The 18,839-nt window shown below is 45.0% G+C and carries 14 protein-coding genes and 5 pseudogenes; 1 reads left to right on the top strand and 18 read right to left on the bottom strand.

All coding sequences use genetic code 11. The features are described from left to right. The 12 genes and pseudogenes from AC3G2T_RS04845 to AC3G2T_RS04900 all read right to left on the bottom strand — a co-directional run. A pseudogene (locus AC3G2T_RS04845) lies at positions 1-900 on the bottom strand (sensor histidine kinase); the annotation flags it as partial. Between the two features lie 339 nt (positions 901-1,239). Next, positions 1,240-1,839 (bottom strand): flavin reductase family protein, encoded by a 600-nt coding sequence (locus tag AC3G2T_RS04850; RefSeq protein ID WP_488434737.1) that lies wholly within the window; start codon positions 1,837-1,839, stop codon positions 1,240-1,242. Between the two features lie 38 nt (positions 1,840-1,877). Beyond that, a complete protein-coding gene (locus AC3G2T_RS04855) occupies positions 1,878-2,489 on the bottom strand; it encodes an alpha/beta hydrolase (RefSeq protein ID WP_474679292.1) in 612 nt (203 codons plus the stop codon). Next, positions 2,486-2,821, bottom strand: a pseudogene (locus tag AC3G2T_RS04860) (VOC family protein); the annotation flags it as partial. The pseudogene AC3G2T_RS04860 and the gene AC3G2T_RS04855, both read right to left, overlap by 4 nt. A 616-nt stretch (positions 2,822-3,437) precedes the next feature. Further along, positions 3,438-3,614 (bottom strand): annotated as a pseudogene (locus AC3G2T_RS04865) (transposase); the annotation flags it as partial. A 57-nt stretch (positions 3,615-3,671) separates the two neighbouring features. Next, entirely contained in the window at positions 3,672-4,565 is an 894-nt protein-coding gene (locus AC3G2T_RS04870; RefSeq protein WP_488434738.1) for a LysR family transcriptional regulator, read from the bottom strand. Between the two features lie 60 nt (positions 4,566-4,625). Further along, complete coding sequence (locus AC3G2T_RS04875; protein WP_474679294.1) at positions 4,626-5,507, bottom strand: LysR family transcriptional regulator; 882 nt, start codon at positions 5,505-5,507, stop codon at positions 4,626-4,628. 565 nt (positions 5,508-6,072) lie between these two features. Beyond that, complete coding sequence (locus tag AC3G2T_RS04880; RefSeq protein ID WP_474679295.1) at positions 6,073-7,161, bottom strand: low temperature requirement protein A; 1,089 nt, start codon at positions 7,159-7,161, stop codon at positions 6,073-6,075. Positions 7,162-7,189: 28 nt separating this feature from the next. Further along, positions 7,190-8,188, bottom strand: coding sequence for a type I glyceraldehyde-3-phosphate dehydrogenase (locus AC3G2T_RS04885; RefSeq protein ID WP_474679296.1), 999 nt, complete (start codon positions 8,186-8,188; stop codon positions 7,190-7,192). Between the two features lie 71 nt (positions 8,189-8,259). Beyond that, entirely contained in the window at positions 8,260-8,691 is a 432-nt protein-coding gene (locus AC3G2T_RS04890) for a cupredoxin domain-containing protein (RefSeq protein WP_474679297.1), read from the bottom strand. A 255-nt stretch (positions 8,692-8,946) separates the two neighbouring features. Next, positions 8,947-9,900: a VOC family protein gene (locus tag AC3G2T_RS04895; protein ID WP_488434739.1), complete on the bottom strand. Its 954-nt coding sequence runs from the start codon at positions 9,898-9,900 to the stop codon at positions 8,947-8,949. A gap of 199 nt (positions 9,901-10,099) precedes the next feature. Next, positions 10,100-10,264, bottom strand: coding sequence for a DUF1427 family protein (locus AC3G2T_RS04900; protein ID WP_474679299.1), 165 nt, complete (start codon positions 10,262-10,264; stop codon positions 10,100-10,102). A gap of 287 nt (positions 10,265-10,551) precedes the next feature. On the opposite strand from AC3G2T_RS04900, the pseudogene AC3G2T_RS04905 reads away from it, so the two are divergent. After that, a pseudogene (locus AC3G2T_RS04905) lies at positions 10,552-10,738 on the top strand (IS5/IS1182 family transposase); the annotation flags it as partial. A gap of 569 nt (positions 10,739-11,307) precedes the next feature. On the opposite strand, the pseudogene AC3G2T_RS04910 reads toward AC3G2T_RS04905, so the two are convergent. The 6 genes and pseudogenes from AC3G2T_RS04910 to AC3G2T_RS04935 form a co-directional block, all read right to left on the bottom strand. Further along, positions 11,308-11,712: pseudogene (locus AC3G2T_RS04910) on the bottom strand (family 43 glycosylhydrolase). Positions 11,713-11,750: 38 nt separating this feature from the next. Continuing rightward, the gene (locus AC3G2T_RS04915) at positions 11,751-13,733 is read right to left on the bottom strand and encodes a YjhG/YagF family D-xylonate dehydratase (RefSeq protein ID WP_488434740.1); all 1,983 of its coding nucleotides are present in this window, start codon (positions 13,731-13,733) and stop codon (positions 11,751-11,753) included. Positions 13,734-13,779: 46 nt separating this feature from the next. Beyond that, on the bottom strand, positions 13,780-15,249 hold the full coding sequence (gene gucD, locus AC3G2T_RS04920) for an alpha-ketoglutaric semialdehyde dehydrogenase GucD (protein WP_488434741.1): 1,470 nt from the start codon (positions 15,247-15,249) through the stop codon (positions 13,780-13,782). 52 nt (positions 15,250-15,301) lie between these two features. Continuing rightward, positions 15,302-16,183, bottom strand: a complete 882-nt coding sequence (locus AC3G2T_RS04925) for a fumarylacetoacetate hydrolase family protein (protein WP_488434742.1) — start codon at positions 16,181-16,183, stop codon at positions 15,302-15,304. An 85-nt stretch (positions 16,184-16,268) separates the two neighbouring features. Next, on the bottom strand, positions 16,269-17,033 hold the full coding sequence (locus AC3G2T_RS04930) for an IclR family transcriptional regulator (protein ID WP_474679303.1): 765 nt from the start codon (positions 17,031-17,033) through the stop codon (positions 16,269-16,271). 183 nt (positions 17,034-17,216) lie between these two features. Beyond that, complete coding sequence (locus AC3G2T_RS04935) at positions 17,217-18,776, bottom strand: glycoside hydrolase family 43 protein (protein WP_488434743.1); 1,560 nt, start codon at positions 18,774-18,776, stop codon at positions 17,217-17,219. Positions 18,777-18,839 lie beyond the last annotated feature (63 nt).

Below are 18,839 nucleotides of genomic sequence, written 5' to 3' on the forward strand. Positions count from 1 at the left end.
CGAATGGTGAATGCCTTCCATCGTGTCCGCAAGACTAACCATATTGACCAGATGTACGTCGATCGATGGAATGTAGCTCTGAATCGCCAAGTAGGACTGCCCATTAACCTCGAACTGTACCGTCTCGTGATCTGTATTACTCGTCAACTTCACACTTTCCATCAATTGCTCCGCGCTGTGCTGCTTGAACACAGGTGAAGTCTTCAAGCTGAATACCTGTCCGCTCCTTGCTACTACGATCAGCTGGGAGTTCGTGTCCTGCACACTGCTGAACGTTCGAGTGAAGAAATTCGACAGCTTCATCAATATCTCTAGAATCCCGTTATGTGTTATGTTGTCCGCAAATTTGAATTCCTGCAAGTACGTTATGACGGGCTCATTCAGCGATGGTTCGGATGGTGAATCGGTGAGAACTTTTTCGTCCTGTACAATCTCCCACCAGGGCAAACCGCTCTGTTTCATCACCTTATCATGCCAGGGTTTGTCCTGAATACGTGACTCCTGTAGGATGACTGGCCAAATCTCATTCACATAAGGGTTGGCCGTGAACAACCGGACATTCGCAATTCGTGGATTGTTGAACAGAAAATATTGAAAGCTGCTGACCACATCATTCTTAATATGAAGAACACCCGCTGCATCCTGTCGTTGTTGAATTTGCAGATAACCGTTCATTTCCCCGTTGGATAACGAAAGCTGGGCGGTCCATTTCATCAGCTCCACGTTATTCTCAATGTTCTTTTTCTCGGCCGCCAGCACATTATCGTTGTTCACCGTTATTTCTTTTATTGCATTGGCGGACTCTTCATTAAGCATATACCAGAAGAATAGAATAACCGGTATGAAGATAACGAACACAAATGACAGGATCAGTTTGACTTGAAACGAAAGTTTAAACACAATTGCACATATCCCCGATAACCAACGTTTTGCCGGGAATCCCATCTCCTGCTTCACCTACTGCTTCTTCTATAGAACTATTAATTGAGCGACGACTTCAGTTTTTGTACATTTCGTTCATAGGCTGCTTGGTTGGCGAACTTAATGCCCTATTATTGGGGATACCTACCATATAAAAGCAGACTTACATTGCTAGAAGGTTATTGCAAGTAAAAGAAAAGTTTATATTACAGGTAGGGGTTGCAAGGCTACTATATTTCAGGTTTCCTAAGCCGCTAATGTGAATAAGCGAGCAAGACAAGGAAATATTCCTTTGTCTTGCTTGCTTATTCACGTTAGCTATGATGTTCTATTACGTGATAGATCATGGCATTTGCTTCTGCTCTCGTGCTCAAGCCTTAGTTTGACATCCAACTGGGGGCGCTTTATTGAAAATAGTTCTCCCAGCTTCGAATAGAAATCACCCGCGAGCCGGCTTATAGGCTGAAGTTTATTAGGATCAATCCGTCCATCCTGATATAAAGATTCATGAATATGGAAGTGAACGATGCGCCCGATCAATAGATCGCACCCTGGCATTGCTGCACTCGGAACAGGAGTTAAGCCAGCCCATTCGACCTCGCTTTCGCGTGACGGCAAGCTGACCGCTGTAAGATTGATAGCCTCAATATTCGACTCATCCGAAATGTGAACGACGAACGCTCCCTTTTCTATCGCATTTCTTGCGGTGTCCTTCTGTTTGCCCTGCTGCCGTTGTACGGAAATCGACAGCATAGGCGGATTTGAAATCACGATCTTAAAATAGCTGAAAGGAGCGGCATTAAGTATGCCGTCTGTCGATAAAGTCGTCACAAACGCTATCGGCCGAGGAAGAATACTCCCGATTAGCAGCTTATAATTGTCCCGTTCCGTTTGATTGTTGGGATTGATCGATATCAAAGTTACCCTTCTTCCACTTTTAAAGTATGTGAACAAGGTTAGGAATCGAAATGCTTTTTGAACCAATGAGCTGCCGCATTAATTTCTTGATGCGTTAACTGATGACCTGCATGTTCCCAGTGTATTTCAACGGAAGAGCCTGCACCTTCCAATAGCGACTGCAGCTCTCTGGTTTCTTGTTGAGAAGAGATTGGATCATTCGTTCCGGCACCAATAAATATAGGGATATGAGCTAATTCGCGAAGTATTACACCACGACGAGGAACCATGGGATGGAATAGAATTGCACCTCTTAATGCATTCCTACAATGAAACAAGAGGCTTCCCGCAATGTTGGCACCGTTAGAATACCCAATAGCCACGACATTCCGGCGGTCGAATTCATATTGGTTCGCTGCTTGATCAATGAATCCGTTCAACTCTTCCGTTCGAAACAAAAGGTCTTCCTCGTCAAAAATACCCTCAGCCAATCTCCTGAAAAATCGAGCCATTCCATTCTCCTGAACCTCGCCTCGAACACTTAGAGCATTGGAGTCCGGAGCGATCCTCTGAGCAACCGGCAATAAATCGTATTCCGTCCCGCCCGTGCCATGTAATAAAAGAAGTGTCGGCAGTTTCGGATTTGAGCCTTTTTGAAAAATATGCTTCATGGCTTGAACGACTCCAATTCGCGTACTTGAATGGGCGGCAAGTTTTTTTCAATTTCAGCACGATTGCGTTGGAACCATTCTGGCAGCATTAATGCCTCACCTAAGCGATCTTGAGGCTCATCCTTTGCAAAACCCGGCGGATCCGTCGCAATTTCAAACAAGATGCCGCCTTCTTCCCGAAAATAGATGGCATGGAAATACTGCCGATCAATGATCGGTGTAGGGTGGAAGCCGTTGTTCTCAACATGGCTTCTCCATGCTGCGTGGTCTTCATAACCCTTGACTCGCCATGCGATATGATGAACGTTACCTGAACCCATGATCCCGCTCCCTTCCTCCCGCTCTAATTGCAAGCCGTCACGATCCGCAAATTTTACGGTACTCATCTTGTACGACACTCCTTCTTTTATATGAAAAAGATTTACTTGATTCCTATGATAGGGCAAAATGAATTAGCAAACCATTCCTTCATTTCTATACATTATATAGCTAAAATCTATATATCCAGCACGCTGGCATCTATCTCCTTGATCGATTTCTTACCACAGCCCCAATGCCAAAAGCCGAGTATTTCTCCCTGCTTAATTGGAACGCAATGTATTTCTGCATTTGATCCTCTCTCCTACATAAAGAATCGTCCCTTAGACTTTCGAGCAAAGATGTTGGTATAAGCTGCTCCAAGTCCATGACGAACCCCCAAGGGAGGATCTAATATAAGCAAGCTTCGTATTGTGATGGGAATCGAACCTGCATGAACGGGCTATGATCCGAGGTCATCGCCTCGCGGCGATGGCTTCCTTTGTGGGTGTGAAAAAGACCAGCTCAGCAGCTGATCTCAGACTGTGGACAAAGCCCTGTTTTTTTAGGGCTTTGTTTTTTTTATGCATGGTTTTGAATACCATGATTTCAAAAAAGCGAATTCTCGTATAAAATTAAGATGATCTGCCCTCATCCTGCTTTCTTGGCAAGGTGGTTGGCGATCTTTTTCGCGTTCTGACAGATGGCGGTCATGGAGGCCTGTTCCTGCACTTTATTCTTCCCGCGGAACCGGCAATAGCGAAGTCCGTGCAGCTCTTTGGCATCCGCGAAACTTCGCTTAATAGTTTGGTACCGTAATCGGTACAAGCCATCCACTAGGGAACGTATCCCCTTGACATTCTCGATTTAAACCTCATAATTTCCCTATTTGCAATGGCTGTAGTCTGCCAACTTTTTCGATTGTTCTAGAAAAGAATCGATACATTTTTGAACAGAAGGATTATTATAATGATACTTTTTAAAAATAAGCTTGATCTCACGAACAGGCGTTGGATCTATGAGACGAATCATTTTCAATTGCTGACCAAAGTTTCCAATTAAAGAAGCAGGTAAAATAGCTACCCCCATCTTTTGCAGTACCATAAAAAGAAGAATTGCCATGGAAGTTGACTCAAACTTTGATTGCAAGGATTTGGTGATCTTAGCGCTGAATGTATGAAGTTGCTCGATTAAACTTATATCACTAACAAATAAGGAAGATTCTAAATCTTCTAGCTCTTGAAAAGAAATAAAGGTTCGATCTGCCCATGGATGATCCGCATAAACGACCAATACTTGTTCTTCTTTATACAGGTGCATCATATGAATTTCTTTGTTTGGATCATGATTGTCGATAATGCCAATATCGATACTATTATTCAATAATTGCTGTGATATATTTTCTGCACTGGCAAATTTTAAAGTAGTATCAGGATACTGTTCATGGAATTTCAAAAAACGAGGTTTTAAACAAGAAAAGTCCATAGGTGAGATTCCTATCGAAAGTTTATTTGTTCGGGCATTGCGTAACTCGTGAGTTTCTTTCTTAGATTCTTCGATGAGCCTCATCACGGAAAGAGCTTTTTCGTAAAGTATTTTCCCGGCAGCTGTAATCTTTACCCCTCTACCAGCTCTCTCAAACAAAGGGGTTCCAACTTCTACCTCTAGAAAGCGGATCTGTTGACTTAAAGTAGGTTGAGAAATCATTAAAATGTCTGCAGCCTTAGTAAAGCTTCCTTCTTTGCAAATTTGAATGAAACATTCTAATTGCCTGAACATGAAAGATTCACCTCAACCTCACTCCTATTTTCCCAATAGAGTTGTAACTGTGTAATACCATCATCCCGCGTCTCCCATTCTTACATATGAATCTATCTCTTGAACGAATATGCGTGCAGTGGACCTCATACTAACGGAATTAAGATATACAAGAGATATATCCCAACAAGGAGCATGGCCTTCTAATTTTATAATACGCAAAGAATCGTCCCTTATACTTTCGAGCAAAGATGCTGGTATAAGAGCTGCTCCAAGTCTATGGCGAACCCAATGAATCAATACTGAAGTGGAGGACGTTTCTATGGTCGACTTCAAGGTAAACCCACACGAGAAACAATACCTTTCAATTAATGATTTGTTTTGTTCTAGAAACATGATCGAATTCATTTGCTTCAAGGATCGGAAAGGAATCGAAGATTTATCGGCCAAAGGATGTTCTGAGTGAATCAATAGCGCCATTTCTTGTCTATACAAATGAGTCGAAATGACCGAAGCATCAGAAATCGAATTTGCAGTTATTCCAAAGTCTACCACTTGCTCCAGAACTTTTTTCTCGGCATCCTCTGCATCGATAATTTTCAATAAAATATTCGGGTACTTTTGGTGAAATCTCATGAAATAAGGAGCAAGATATTCAAGTTCAGCAGGACAACACCCAATAGAAATTGTTTCTCTAGATATATTGTTTCGGCCATATATTTCATTTCGTGCATCTTCAAGAAGATTCATAATAGCGTTGCCCTTATTCAAGAGAATTTTCCCCGCTTCCGTTACTTCAACCCCCCTACCTACCCGATTGAACAATGGAATATTATACTCGTCTTCCAAAACCCGAATTTGCTGGCTTAGTGTAGGCTGAGTCACACCTAATTCTTCTTTAGCTTTGGTGAAACTTCCCGATTTGCATATTTGAATAAAATATTCAAGCTGGCGCAATTCCATAGTGTATCCCCCTTAGTTAGATGTACAGACCATCAATGGTAAAATCGAGGACGCTATAAGAATGTGAAAGAAAAATTTTAGTTCCGACCCAACTGATCCTTCGTATAATAGCTGATTGGTAGTGATGAGCGTGATCGGGGTGATCTCTGGATGACAATGACTTTGTAATCATTATAAGACGAACCTGTCATATAATATATCCGCTTGATTTCGGGTGAGGTTACTAGATTTTAGGGTTGGTCCGTGTAGTCTGAAAATATGAAGATCAGCCTGTTCAACATGGCCGATTACCTGAACCTGTCTCGCAACTATGTCACTTCCAACTCTCAGCGCAGGGGAGCGTTGTCGATTTTTCGTCTCTACTTTAAATAAAATGGACCTTCAGCATGTACTGAAGATCCATTTATTAAAATAGTAAACCATTTATTAATATTTGTTAACTACAGGTAACCCACTCACACAATTTGCCGAATGAATGCATCTTTCTGGGTGAAATAACTTCGATATCTTTCCCTACATATCGCTGGAATTCATCAGACACTTCCTTTCACACTCCTATATAAACTCAAGCCGATAACTTCGCATACACAATAAAAAATATCATGATTTCTCCAATAATTACAAAATTAGGTGCGATATAAACATTGTCCACCGCAAAAAAACAACCTAGCAGTCCTAATAATGTCGCCAAATGATAGGTTTTCAGCCTTAGATGTTTATGTCTGTATCGGTTAAAAACGAATGATGTAGAGATAAAATAAAGCAGAACTGATCCGAAAATAAAAGCCAACATAAATGGATAATGCAGTTGTTCCTGAAATATTAATTGGATCGAAGCAGCTATTAAGCCCATGGATACATATATGAATAAATGACCATAAATAATCGTTTGGCCAGCTGTTTGTATATCCTTCCTCACTTTCCTTTCAATACTATCAAAATATTGCCACCACATGGCAATCACTAATATAAAAGTAAATAAGGCGAACAACATAGTTGCCCAGTTCCAGTAACTAGACTGCAAGACCGAAAGGATACCAATGACCGACTCGCCAATAAGAATAAGTGTAAATAATGCAAAGCGTTCCAATAAGTGATGGGTATGTGTGGGTGTTATTATCAGATACCGCCGGCCGTATAACGGCTGCATGATATCTACAGCAATTCCAGTATACAGAATTGCATAACGGATCCATGAGTCACAGAAAAGTGAACAGCAAGAAATGAATATCCCAATCCAAAATCGCGTCCCCAAATATCGAGCGGTCATCCGCTGATGTGTGCCATTTGATTTGTGTACGGTAAGATATTGAATTGCTGTCAGCGCTCTCGAACCAATATAACCTACAAGGAAGGGAATATAGTATCGATCGAAATCTACGGATAGACTTGCTGTCATAATTAAAGCAAAGAATAATTGAAAGATCATGAATTTTCGATGAGTTCCTATATCTTGGCCAAAACGATTATTAAAGAGAGTTTGTCCCACCCATCCCCACCAAATTGGTATGAATATTAAAACAAATTTGGTTAAGTATTCAAAGGGAATGATCCCATGGTCTGCATGCAACAAGATGTGGTTCGATTTTGACACTGCCGCTACAAAAAGCAGATCATAAAAAAGTTCCAGCCATGTTACCTTTTTCTCGACCATACTAATACTCCCTTTTTATCTAACAATTTTACTTATTTACCAGATAAGCCGCGACTTCGGCTAATCGTGAAGCATAGCCCCACTCATTATCATACCATGCTGCGATTGAGAGAATTTCTCCTTGTACTTGGGTCAAAGGAAGGTCAATGATGGAGGAATGGGAATCGCCTACAATACGAGAAGACGCCCATTCCTCTTCCAAAACGTCCAAGACTCCCTTCAACTCGCCTTCCACAGCGGCTCTGCGGAACATATCGTTCACCTGTTGGACCGTGCACGGCTTTTCCGTCACCAGGTTTAATTCAGCAATACTGCCCGTACGAGTTGGAACTCGGTATGCCTTACCCGTAATCTGCAGATCGTTCCAAATGAACTTCAATGCTCTTGCAGCTCCGGATGAGGAAGGAATGATATTTTCCGCAGCGGCCCATGAATCCCGTCGATCCTTCATAGGCTGATCGGTTAGTGATTGTGTGTTCGTATAGGAGTGAACTGTTGAGAATAAACCGAATTTGATCCCGAAATTTTCCCTGACGACTTTGATGACCGCTGCCAATGCGTTGGTTGTACAGCTCGCCATACTTATGATCCTGTGCTTGACCGGATCAAACTGATCCAGATTTATTCCTTTCAGCAACACGGCATCGCAATCTTCAAAAGTTTTGCTTGGGCCGCTAACCAGCACTCTATTGGCACCACGTTCCAAATGGACCTCGGCAACGGAACGGGTAACGGCCCGGCCTGTGCAGTCGATAACCAAGTCCACATCCAATGCCTTCCAATCCGGGACTTCCTTCGACGAATTGATAAACTTTATTTCCCTGCCGCCGATAACGATACGGCCTTCATGCCCGGAAACATCTTCAGGCCAGCGTCTATAGTTGGTATCCACTTCGAATAGCGCCGCTAGCGTCGCCTCATCTTTGATGTCCGAAATGGAAACCGGAACAAAAAGCTCTTCCTGCAAAGCGACTCTTAGCAATTGCCTGCCAATGCGCCCGAATCCGAATATCGCTATTCCACCCATATTTTCCTTCATTTGATCATATATTGTATTTATAAATCGATGTTATGCGAAGATTCAGAGAGGTGTTACCATTATTTCACCGTAATCTTCGTTATCATCGTGCTGTGGCCGCTGCCACACATGAAAATGCAATTGATCGTGTACTCGCCGGGTTTGTCAGGCGTCCAGGTGACGTCTTTCGTTGCATTTTCGGCGACTTGCGCGATCTTCGAGTCAGTGCCGACGATGGCGAAACCGTGCATGCCCTGCTTCGAAGTGACGGTGAAATGGATCGGCGTTCCGGAGGTAAATTCGGTTTTATCCAGCTTCCACTCAAAATTGGACGCTTCGGCCTTCACTTCGACAGCAGCGGAAGCAGCCGGTTTGGCCGAGGCAGCGTTTTTGTCGACGGGCGCTGCATCTTTCGCCGCCGGAGCGGCAGTGTCTTTGCCGCAAGCGACAAGCTCTAAGGCGAAGAGGAGAATCAGCAAGGATATAATCGATAATTTCACAGTACGATTCATAATCACACCTCTATCCTAAATTTGTTGTATGTTCCCCAGCACTTTCGTGCCGCGTGGCTTCGTCACGAGCGCATCCGGCTCGGGCGTAATGCCGAAGCCGCCGATCTGGACGTCACATTCCCCCTTAGGGAAAGAACGGATGATGGAGGAAACGAGTTTGGAGTTTGGCCAGTGGCAATAAATCTTGCTCCGTTTCGCCTGTGAAAAAGGACAAGTGTAGGCACGTGTAAGCCGCTCCCTTTTCAAAGATATGTCTCATCTTTTGTCTCCATCTAGCGCCCTCACTTCAATTGGCAGCAAGTTAGCTTCAATTTTACCACGTACGGGTTCAAGCCATTCCGGGAGCATCAATTTTTCACCTAATGCATCAGGAGTTTCATCTCGTGCGAAACCTGGAGGATCGGTTGCAATTTCAAATAAGATGTGTCCATCTTCCTGGAAATAAAACGCATTGTAATATCGCTGGTCTACATTATGAGTAGGTACATAGCCGCCCTCACTAACTTTCTGGAACCATTGCTCATGCTCCTGAAAGTCTTTTGCACGCCAGGCAATGTGATGAACGGTACCTGCCCCACCATGTCTCCATTGCTTATTCTCAAGAGGAACATCGATCAGGTTCCCGATATGTCCGAATGATTGAAAACGAGCGTAACCGACGTCTTCACCTACTTTTTTCAATCCCAATACGTTTTCAAGCATATGCATCGTTTTCTCTGCTTTCATGCTGAAAAGAACAGCACCGCCAAATCCTTTTATCGCTCTGTCCGTAGGAATTCCGTCAAACGACCACTCGCTGTTCGATCCATCTTCGCGCTCAACAATTTCAAGATGAAGCCCTTCGTGATCCCTAAACTGAAGGTATGATTCTTGAAACCGGACTGACTTTTGTGGGGTTATGCCGAAGCTGTTGAGCCGCTTCTCCCAAAAGTCGAATGAGCCGGGCGGCACGACAAACGTAGTTATTCCTACTTGCCCCCCGCCTACTTCTCCAGGCCTAGAGTCGGGCCAGGGATAGAAGGCCATAATGGAACCGGGGCTTCCGGATTGATCGCCGAAATACAAGTGGTAAACTTCCGGCGTGTCGGCAAAGTCGATGGTTTTCTTTACGAGCCTAAGACCAAGTATGCCTGCATAAAAATTGACGTTCTCCTGCGGATTACGAGCCAATGCAGCAATGTGATGGATTCCTGCAGTTTCTAATGTCAAATATGATCACCCCTAACTTTAAGATCGGACTATTTAACCCGATAATGGTAGCTCTTCTTTGGAGCGGAAACATTTCCATCGAATAAGCCAAAACCGACGGTGGGAACATGGATGCCAAAATGCCGCCCTGTACCTACTTAGTATCATTCGGTATCGATTTATCCCCTCCAAGGTTGAGTTAAAAAGATCAATGGTGATTCTAATTCAACAGCTTTTGAATCCACGGGATAAGCCGTTGTCCGAGAAACATGCCGAAGAGCCCTATCAACCCTAACATTGGAGGAGCTGGAGACGGTATACGGAGAGATTGAAAAACAACCCCTATCACGATCCCAGCACCTAACGCTAATAATATAGACCACATAAAATCTGCCTCCTCTCTCGGGAAACTTGGACTAAAATATTCTTCCCCATAATTTTATTAGCATCATAAGGTGTCCATCAATATGGATATATCTATACAACATATAGGAAATGCCTATGTTTCTTAGACACTGTTACCGCCACGAAATGTTTAATGTTCCAGGTATTGGCCGCATCAGTAATATCCGTTTTATTTGATCGGGTAGTGCCTGCCATTGAGAAATTAAAACAGACGCTATTCGATAAATCAGAACAGTTCAAGGGCATAGTCAAAGTGGACGCACCCATTTGCAGGAATGCACCCGGTCCCGAAATGTCGTTAGAAGACATGTTTGGAGGATAGTAAAGAGTGGGTAAAACAGAACAAAGTAGAAGCAAGTCGGGTAAATATCTTTACAGTTTTCGTTACCAAGCGATTGAGCGAAACTTCGTGGATGCAAAAGAGCCCCCCGGGCTTCGCTATTGCTGTTTCCGCGTGGCTCCGTTATTGTTGTTCCAGAATTGATTAGAATTTTCTATGCACCGTGGCGAAATTGACGGTTTGTTGCAGAATTCGTTAGAAAAAATATTTTAGCCTTTCAACTGCACATGCATATATACATTTATTTCAAACGAATTTTAGTTTTACGTATTTTCCATTTTCATTGTTCTCGATCCCCATATAAAAAGCGTATTGAATGATGTTTTCACGGATAGCATCTATCATACCGTAAATTTCATGCATGTAAGCATGGGCTGAGTTTCATTTCTTTACCAGAGCGGATTTGTCGGTGTGGCACCCGCCCAATTTAACAAAACTGAGTACGCCAATTGCGCCGTCTGCGTGAACGTTTTCCCTACTTTACAACTTCTCATACTGAGCGTAAATCCTTCGATCACGGCGTCTTTGTCGACCTCAATTAATTATAGATTTCTCAACAATTTTGAGAATCTATCCTCACTAATTCTGAAAATTTTCTTGAAAAAATTGGTTAGACATAGAAAAAAAAGAGGGCAAACCCGGCTGACTGTTTTATGTAACGAACAAGGGCTATGGGATCATTGTCAACCATCCCAAAATGATTTCGTTTGAAGTCGGCTCGAAAAAGGTTTCCAAAGTCCCATGCAGTGTAGCCGGCGAGGAGCCGGCATATTTTGTTTGCGGGAATCCCAAAGCATATTGACGAGCCACTTGCGCCCATCATCGTCGTGAAACAAAGACGGATCGAATCCACTGCTATTCAGGTAAATAGGCTCCGACCAAGGCCCACTAATATCCGTAGCTGTTACCAAATAGTTGTGGGTATCCTTGAAAGCTCCAACTGCTTTTTACATCCGTGTAGATCAAATAAAAAACACCGTTCTGATATGATGAATTTGAACACCGGGAAACCATTCAAACGTAGACGTGGCAATATAGTAATTCTCATCAACCCTAAGAATAGAAGGATCTGGATTGAATCCTGGCAAAATCAGTTCGTAATATAGCTCATTTCATACTTCCCCTCCTAATTGTTTTGCACAGCCAAAGCTTTTTTCCCCGCTTCCAAGACAGCAAGAATCCGATCCACATCATAAACGCTCCCTGTCCAGGTTCCTCCGCTGACAGATTGTAATGCAGCCCATAAACGAGTATCGTCAGGAAGTCTTTCGTCTGCGGCGAGCTCCGGGTGAGGGACTCGGGCAGCAAGCACACGTGCTCCTTCTTCGGGGGTCAGCACTTCGTCACCATCGCCTAGAAAATGGATGCTGCCTTCCAAGCTGTTACGATCAACTACGATGTCAATCGTATCTCCATCCCGCAGCTTACCAATCGGTCCGCCAGCTAACGCTTCAGGTCCAACATGACCGATACAGGCACCTGTGGATACGCCCGAAAACCGAGCATCGGTAATTAGGGACACGTATTTGCCGAACGGCAAATGCTTTAGAGCTGAGGTTAATTGATAGGTCTCCTCCATCCCCGTACCCGATGGTCCGCGCCCCATCAACACCATAATATCACCGGCTTGAATACCGCCGATCTTGATTGCCGAGATAGCCGCTTTCTCTGAGGTAAACACCTTGGCTTTGCCCCGATGGCGGTAAACCCCATCCGCTCCAACGGTTGTCGGGTCAATCGCCGTCGATTTAATCACTGATCCTTCCGGAGCCAGATTCCCCATAGGAAACGTAACCGTCGAGGTCAATCCCCTTTCTTTGGCACGTTCTGGACTCATGATGACGTTGTCCGGATCTATGCCGTCCATTTCCATAAGCAGACTTCTCATCCGCCCTCGGCGCTCGCTCGTTTCCCACCAATCCAGTACAGTCCCCAGCGTTTCACCGGTTACTGTCAACGCATTTTCTTTTAGTACCCCCAGACGGCGGAGATGCAGCATCACTTCCGGCACCCCTCCGGCCAGAAACACTCGAACAGTCGGATGATATTCCGGACCATTCGGCAAAACGCTGACTAGTCTTGGTACGTCTTTATTGACACGAATCCAGTCTTGAACGGTCGGAACGGGCAGCCCTGCCACATGAGCGAAGGCAGGAATGTGCAGCAGCAAATTGGTCGATCCGCCAAAGGCCGCATGAACAACCATCGCATTATGGATGGACGCTTCGGTCAAAATATCCTTCATCCGGATTCCCTTTTCCTCGAGCGTCATCATAGCGCGGGCCGACTGCCTGGCCATCTCTTCCCATACGGGCTGTCCCGATGGTGCAAGCGCAGCGTGAGGCACCGTCATGCCCATAGCCTCTGCAATAACCTGCGAAGTAGCTGCCGTTCCAAGAAACTGGCAGCCTCCACCCGGTGTGGCACAAGCCCGGCAGCCGAGGTCGGCAGCGTCTTCCAGACTGATTTCACCATTAGCATACCTTGCACCTATGGTTTGGATTTTCCCAGCGTCCTCGCCCTCCGTGGGGGGTAATGACACTCCGCCGGGCACAATTACGCAAGGAAGTTCGTGCATCCCGGCCAGAGCAATCATCATGGCGGGCAATCCTTTGTCGCAGGTTGCTACACCGAGCACACCTTTGCGCGTCGGCAAGGAGCGGATGAGACGCCGGAAAACGATCGCTGCATCGTTGCGGTAAGGAAGAGAGTCAAACATGCCTTCCGTACCCTGGGACCTACCGTCGCAAGGGTCGCTCACATATCCGGCGAAAGGAACCCCACCGTTTTCCGTGATCACCTCTGCTGCAGCCTGCGTCAGCAGGCCAACTTCCCAGTGACCGGTATGATAGCCGAGTGCGACGGGACTGCCATCTTCCTTACGTATGCCTCCTTGAGTGCTTAACAAAAGATACTGTTTACCCTTCAGGCGGGAAGGTTTCCACCCCATTCCAACATTTTGGGTAAGACCGAACAATTCTCCGCTTGGAGCATGCAATAACATTTCTTTTGTTAATGGCAATGAGCCTTTTGGGCCTTGCGCGTGCGTACGGATCGTAAACAAATCGTTATTTTCATGAGCCATAATCGATTTTAATTGCTCTTTCATCAACCCTCACCCTTTCGAATTAGGTTTTATAGCAAAAGTGATACGCTTACGCTTTGAGAAATACCGTTTTTATCGAGGTATAAAATTCGATTGCCGCCTGACCTTGCTCGCGCGAATGAGAACTGGACTGCTTCATCCCGCCGAATGGGGCCTGCAGCTCCACCCCGGCTGTCTCGGAATTAATTCTTACCAAACCGGCGTCCATATCTTGAATAAACGAAAGAATATTGCTTATGCTTTGCGTGTAAATGGAAGCGCTCAGACCATAATCCGAATTGTTAGCCAGTTGAATGGCTTCTTCCATGGTTTCGACTTGAATTAGCGCGAGGACCGGGCCGAAAATCTCTTCCCGGGCAATCGCCATTTCTGGCGTTACTTTATCAAACACAGTGGGCTGAATATAGAAGCCTTCGGCGAGATCTGGATGATCCGGTGAAGCACCGCCGAACAACAGCTCAGCTCCTTCCTCTATTCCTTTTTGAATGTAGGACTGCACCGTTCTTAGCTGATTTTCGTTTGCGCAAGGGCCGAGCCATGTACCGGCATCTAATCCATAACCAACTGTTAAACCTTTTAATTTGCTCAGGAGCTTTTCTTTGAAAGTTTCATACACATCACGCATCACAATGACACGGCTTGTTGCCGTACATTTCTGTCCTGTCGACCGGATTCCGCCACTGATCGTCGCGTCAACCGCCAAATCCAAATCGGCATCCGCAGCGATAATGATCGGATTTTTCCCGCCCATCTCAAGCTGGTATTTCGCCCCTCTGGCTAGTGCCGCCTGACCGACCCGTTTGCCAACTTGATTGGAGCCGGTAAATGTGATTCCGTTTACATCCGGATGCTCTGCAAGTCCTTGCCCGATCACAGATCCGCTTCCGGTCACTAAATTGATAACTCCGGCAGGAAGTCCCGCTTCAGCGATGCATTCTACGACTTTGGCAGCCGTCACCGCCGTCTCCTGAGCAGGCTTCAGCACGACCGTATTACCATAAATTAAGGCTGGCGCCATTTTCCATATCGGAATCGCCACTGGAAAATTCCAAGGTGAAATAACTCCGACAACCCCAAGCGGTATACGGGTCGTAAACATCAGCGCTTCGCTGTCCGTGGAGGGTATCACTTCTCCGATCTTCCGCATCCCTTCACCGGCATAGTAGCGCAGGATGGCGATCCCTCGTGCCGTTTCGCCTTTTGCTTCCGGCAATGTTTTGCCCATTTCACGCGTCATCGTCTCGGCAATTTCATCGATGCGTCTTTCCAGCGCATTGGCTGCTTTAAACAAGTAGTCGCCTCTTGCCGAGCCCGATAACTTTCTCCAACCTTGCTGTGCCGCTTTGGCGGACGCAACCGCTTGGTTCACTTCCTCCAATGACGACGACTGCACATAGCCCACGACTTCACTTCTTTTGGCAGGATTTATACTGGGGACAGTTTGCCCAGTGCCGGCTGGACACCATTCACCGTTAATATAGTTTAAATAGGTTTGCCCTCCAACAAATACAGATGCCATATATATTCCTCCTTGAATGTATGTATTTTATAATCAAATGTATAATTACAGATTAGCTTCCTGCACCTACAACATGATTGACAAGTGTCCCAATACCGGTAATCTCAATTTCGATCCGGTCTCCGTGAGCGAGTGTAAATTCGTTAGGCGGTACAATGCAAGTTCCCGTCAGCAGCACGGTTCCGTCAAACAATTCATTATCCCGAATCAAATATTCGGTCAATTCCTCAAGCTTTCGTTTTAGCTGATTGGTATTAGCCGTTCCCTCGACGGCTTTTTCCCCGTTACGATATATTCGGCTTGTAATCTGCAAGTTGTAAGGGTCGTCTACCGTTTCGGCCAAACGGATCGCTGGTCCCAAGGAGCAGGAACGCTTCCATACTTTGGCCTGTGGCAGGTAGAGCGGATTCTCGCCTTCAATATCCCGGCAGCTCATATCATTGCCAATGGTGTACCCTACGATTTTCCCCTTAGCGTTCAGAACAAGCCCTAACTCCGGTTCAGGCACCTGCCACACGGAATCGCTTCGAAGTTGTACGTCGCCGCCCGGTCCTACCGTTCGGGCAGCCGTCGATTTGAAAAAAATCTCCGGACGCACAGCGTCATAAACTTTATCGTAAAAGGTCAAGGCATCCAGTTTGCCTTCGGTTGCCTCATAATTTCGCGCATCCCGGCTTCGCTCATACGTAACCCCAGCAGCCCAAACTTCGGGCGCTTCAATTGGAACCAGAAGCTGCAGCTGATCGACTTGACCTGATAGCACTTCCCTATTTTCGATCGTTTTGAAAACCAACTCGAGCGGTGAAATCTCCGTTTCGTCAGCTTCTTGGATCAAGGTTAAAAAATCGCATTGCGGCAGTGCGAAAATTTGTTCATTGTCATTAACTGCAGCTAGCTGTGAAAGCCCTTCATTTACAAAACGGATAATTCTCATAGATAGCTCACTCCTTGAATTTGTTTTACATTATAAAACAGAGTTCTCGAATTCTAGTGTAAAAAATGCCTGGACTCGACATGCTTTACAAAACTTGCCGAAACCCCAGGGTCTGTGAAATCGTCTCTGCTTCTTTCTTAAGTAGGGCAATATACTGCTTAAACAATAGGTCATCTACCGTTGAAATTAAAGTTGATATGCTGATCGCTGCTACAACCGAACCATTATGTTCGAAAATAGGAGCTGCAGCGCATCGTACGCCCGGTTCGTTCTCCTGATTGTCAATGGAGTACCCTTGCTCACTTACCTGATTCAATTCGCGAAGGAATGCCTCTCTGTCCGTAATCGTCGCTTCTGTAATCTTGGAGAAATGGTAATTCCGAAGGAGCATATCGATCTCATCCTTCGTTCTAAAGGCTGTCAGTACCTTTCCTACCGCGCTGCTATGAAGTGATATTCTGCGACCGATTCGGGAATAGCGAATCGCAGCTTTTTCCCCCTCAACTTTATCCAAATACACGCCTTCCTTCCCATCAAGAATAACGAGATGGGTTGTCTGACCTGTCTGCTCCGACAAAGCAGTCAAGTGCTTTCGGGCAACTGTACGGATGTCCAGGCCTTGCAGCATAAGCTGTCCCTTTTCCAGGAACTTTAACCCTAACTTGTACTTTCCTGTTTCCATATCCTGATTGATATAACCGTGTAACTGAAGCGTTTTCAATAAGGAGTGTATTGTACTCTTGTGAAGCTCCATTCTCGCGCTGATTTCTGTAATTTTCAGCTCTGTCGTATGCTCGTCGAATAAATCCAATATTTTCAATGCTCTGTCCAGCGCTTGAATAATAGGCATGGTATCACTCCTATCCACAAGTCCATAATAATCTTTTACAACCATGGAATCAAGATAAAGTTATTATTTATCACTAAATATACACTGCGGTGTTATTGAAAAATCTTGACAAGGTATTAGCTGGTTTAGTTATTCAACTATAGTTTCCCGTCCCTCAATACTAAGGATTTATCTCATGTATGCTCACTCATCCTCGGATTTCATCACATTGTACACGAACCTAGAAAACTGAGCCGTTCCTCCAATCTCCTTGGTAGAATATAGGAACAACCCGTAACGTGCCCCTACAAACTGATCCATTTTCCAGACCATATTATGGGTAATACCAAGCTTTTTCCAGTCTTCTCCGTCCATGTAATAAAACTCGCACTCGTCTGTATTGTTCACGAAATTGCCATAAGCCTTCAAAGTAACTTTGTCACTGTCCACTGGAATCCTTGCATATTCCACCCCAGTCTCTTTGTCTACTAGGTTTCCGAAGATCGTTTTATCGTCTGTGGTTCTTGCCAACATGACCAAGTAGTATTGTCCAGCTTCCTTGGTAAGTGCAATGAAGCCATAGGTGCTGATCAAGAAGCACAAGCCTGCATAATCGCCATCCTTTAGCTCGCTTCCATCCAAGGTAACGATAGCTTCGCATGCGGGCCCCATTGTACGCTGTGTCAATGTATTTACCGAAAATGTTAAATTGGGATTGATTTTTCCAGATTGAATACGATATGTACCCGGTTTATCCGTTACGGACCACAAAATATCTGTCGGGATATGATTCCACTGCCAGTAGTCTTTCAGATGAACCTTGCCGTTCTCATCCGGCTTGTAGAAGAAATCATCGCTTCCGACCAAAGGTTTGTATTCATATCCGGGTCTAGTACTCGGAATGTCGATATATGGGGGTGGCTTCCTATCGAATACCGGAACATCATTTTCCCAATGCAAAGGCACCAAGACAGGGATACGGCCAACGGCACCATGATCCTGAAACAAGAGGGCATACCATTTACCATCTGGCGTATCAACGATTCCGCCTTGTGCTATACCTGCATTAAAATACTCCATGTCATCATCAAACACCTCTCCGCCAACAAAGTCCCCCTCCAGGGAATCTGCTACAAAACAGGCTTGTGTTCTGCGACTATGTCTGGACTGTGTAATGTGTATAAAAAATGCGTAATATTTTCCATTAATCTTATAGATATGGGCACCTTCATAACCAAGATGATAAGGTCCTGTCTCCCTCACTATGATCCGGTTTAATCCACCAGGCTTGGGACCGGTCAAATCTTCCTTTAATTCTGTAAGATGAATCTCGGCATTTCCATATATAATATAAACTCTGCCATCATCATCAAACAAAAGTGAGCAATCATGATAGAATCCTTCGATATTCGGGTGCCTCATCCATGGTCCTGTGATTTCAAACGCAGAAAACAAATACGTTTGATGAGTATCGTTTGCTACGAAACATACATAATATTTACCTTGATGGTAACGCAAAGATGCCGCCCACATTCCCTTTCCATAGATCTGTCGGTCACCCTCCAGCCTCTGATCCGGTGTATCATCCAAAGCATCATATACATATGTTGCCACTTCCCAATGGATCAGGTCATACGACCTCAATATTACACACCCCGGCATAAAATGCATGGTCGTACTGACCATATAATAAGTATCCTCCACCCGGATCACATCGGGGTCCGGATAGTCAGCCCATATAATGGGATTCGGGTACATCTGCATTACCCCTTTCCTTCATTTAGTTCCTACAATAAACAGCCATGTTCAATAGTCGTGACGTCTTTC

The sequence above is a fragment of the Paenibacillus sp. sgz302191 genome (genome assembly GCF_057749925.1).

What these genes read in the sequence shown, in the direction of transcription:
- AC3G2T_RS04855 (WP_474679292.1), bottom strand. Translation starts at nt 2,489, where the DNA reads ATGAAGCATATTTTTCAAAAAGGCTCAAATCCGAAACTGCCGACACTT.
- AC3G2T_RS04870 (WP_488434738.1), bottom strand. Translation starts at nt 4,565, where the DNA reads ATGTTCAGGCAATTAGAATGTTTCATTCAAATTTGCAAAGAAGGAAGC.
- AC3G2T_RS04875 (WP_474679294.1), bottom strand. Translation starts at nt 5,507, where the DNA reads ATGGAATTGCGCCAGCTTGAATATTTTATTCAAATATGCAAATCGGGA.
- AC3G2T_RS04880 (WP_474679295.1), bottom strand. Translation starts at nt 7,161, where the DNA reads ATGGTCGAGAAAAAGGTAACATGGCTGGAACTTTTTTATGATCTGCTT.
- AC3G2T_RS04885 (WP_474679296.1), bottom strand. Translation starts at nt 8,188, where the DNA reads ATGGGTGGAATAGCGATATTCGGATTCGGGCGCATTGGCAGGCAATTG.
- AC3G2T_RS04890 (WP_474679297.1), bottom strand. Translation starts at nt 8,691, where the DNA reads ATGAATCGTACTGTGAAATTATCGATTATATCCTTGCTGATTCTCCTC.
- AC3G2T_RS04900 (WP_474679299.1), bottom strand. Translation starts at nt 10,264, where the DNA reads ATGTGGTCTATATTATTAGCGTTAGGTGCTGGGATCGTGATAGGGGTT.
- AC3G2T_RS04915 (WP_488434740.1), bottom strand. Translation starts at nt 13,733, where the DNA reads ATGAAAGAGCAATTAAAATCGATTATGGCTCATGAAAATAACGATTTG.
- gucD (WP_488434741.1), bottom strand. Translation starts at nt 15,249, where the DNA reads ATGGCATCTGTATTTGTTGGAGGGCAAACCTATTTAAACTATATTAAC.
- AC3G2T_RS04925 (WP_488434742.1), bottom strand. Translation starts at nt 16,183, where the DNA reads ATGAGAATTATCCGTTTTGTAAATGAAGGGCTTTCACAGCTAGCTGCA.
- AC3G2T_RS04930 (WP_474679303.1), bottom strand. Translation starts at nt 17,033, where the DNA reads ATGCCTATTATTCAAGCGCTGGACAGAGCATTGAAAATATTGGATTTA.
- AC3G2T_RS04935 (WP_488434743.1), bottom strand. Translation starts at nt 18,776, where the DNA reads ATGCAGATGTACCCGAATCCCATTATATGGGCTGACTATCCGGACCCC.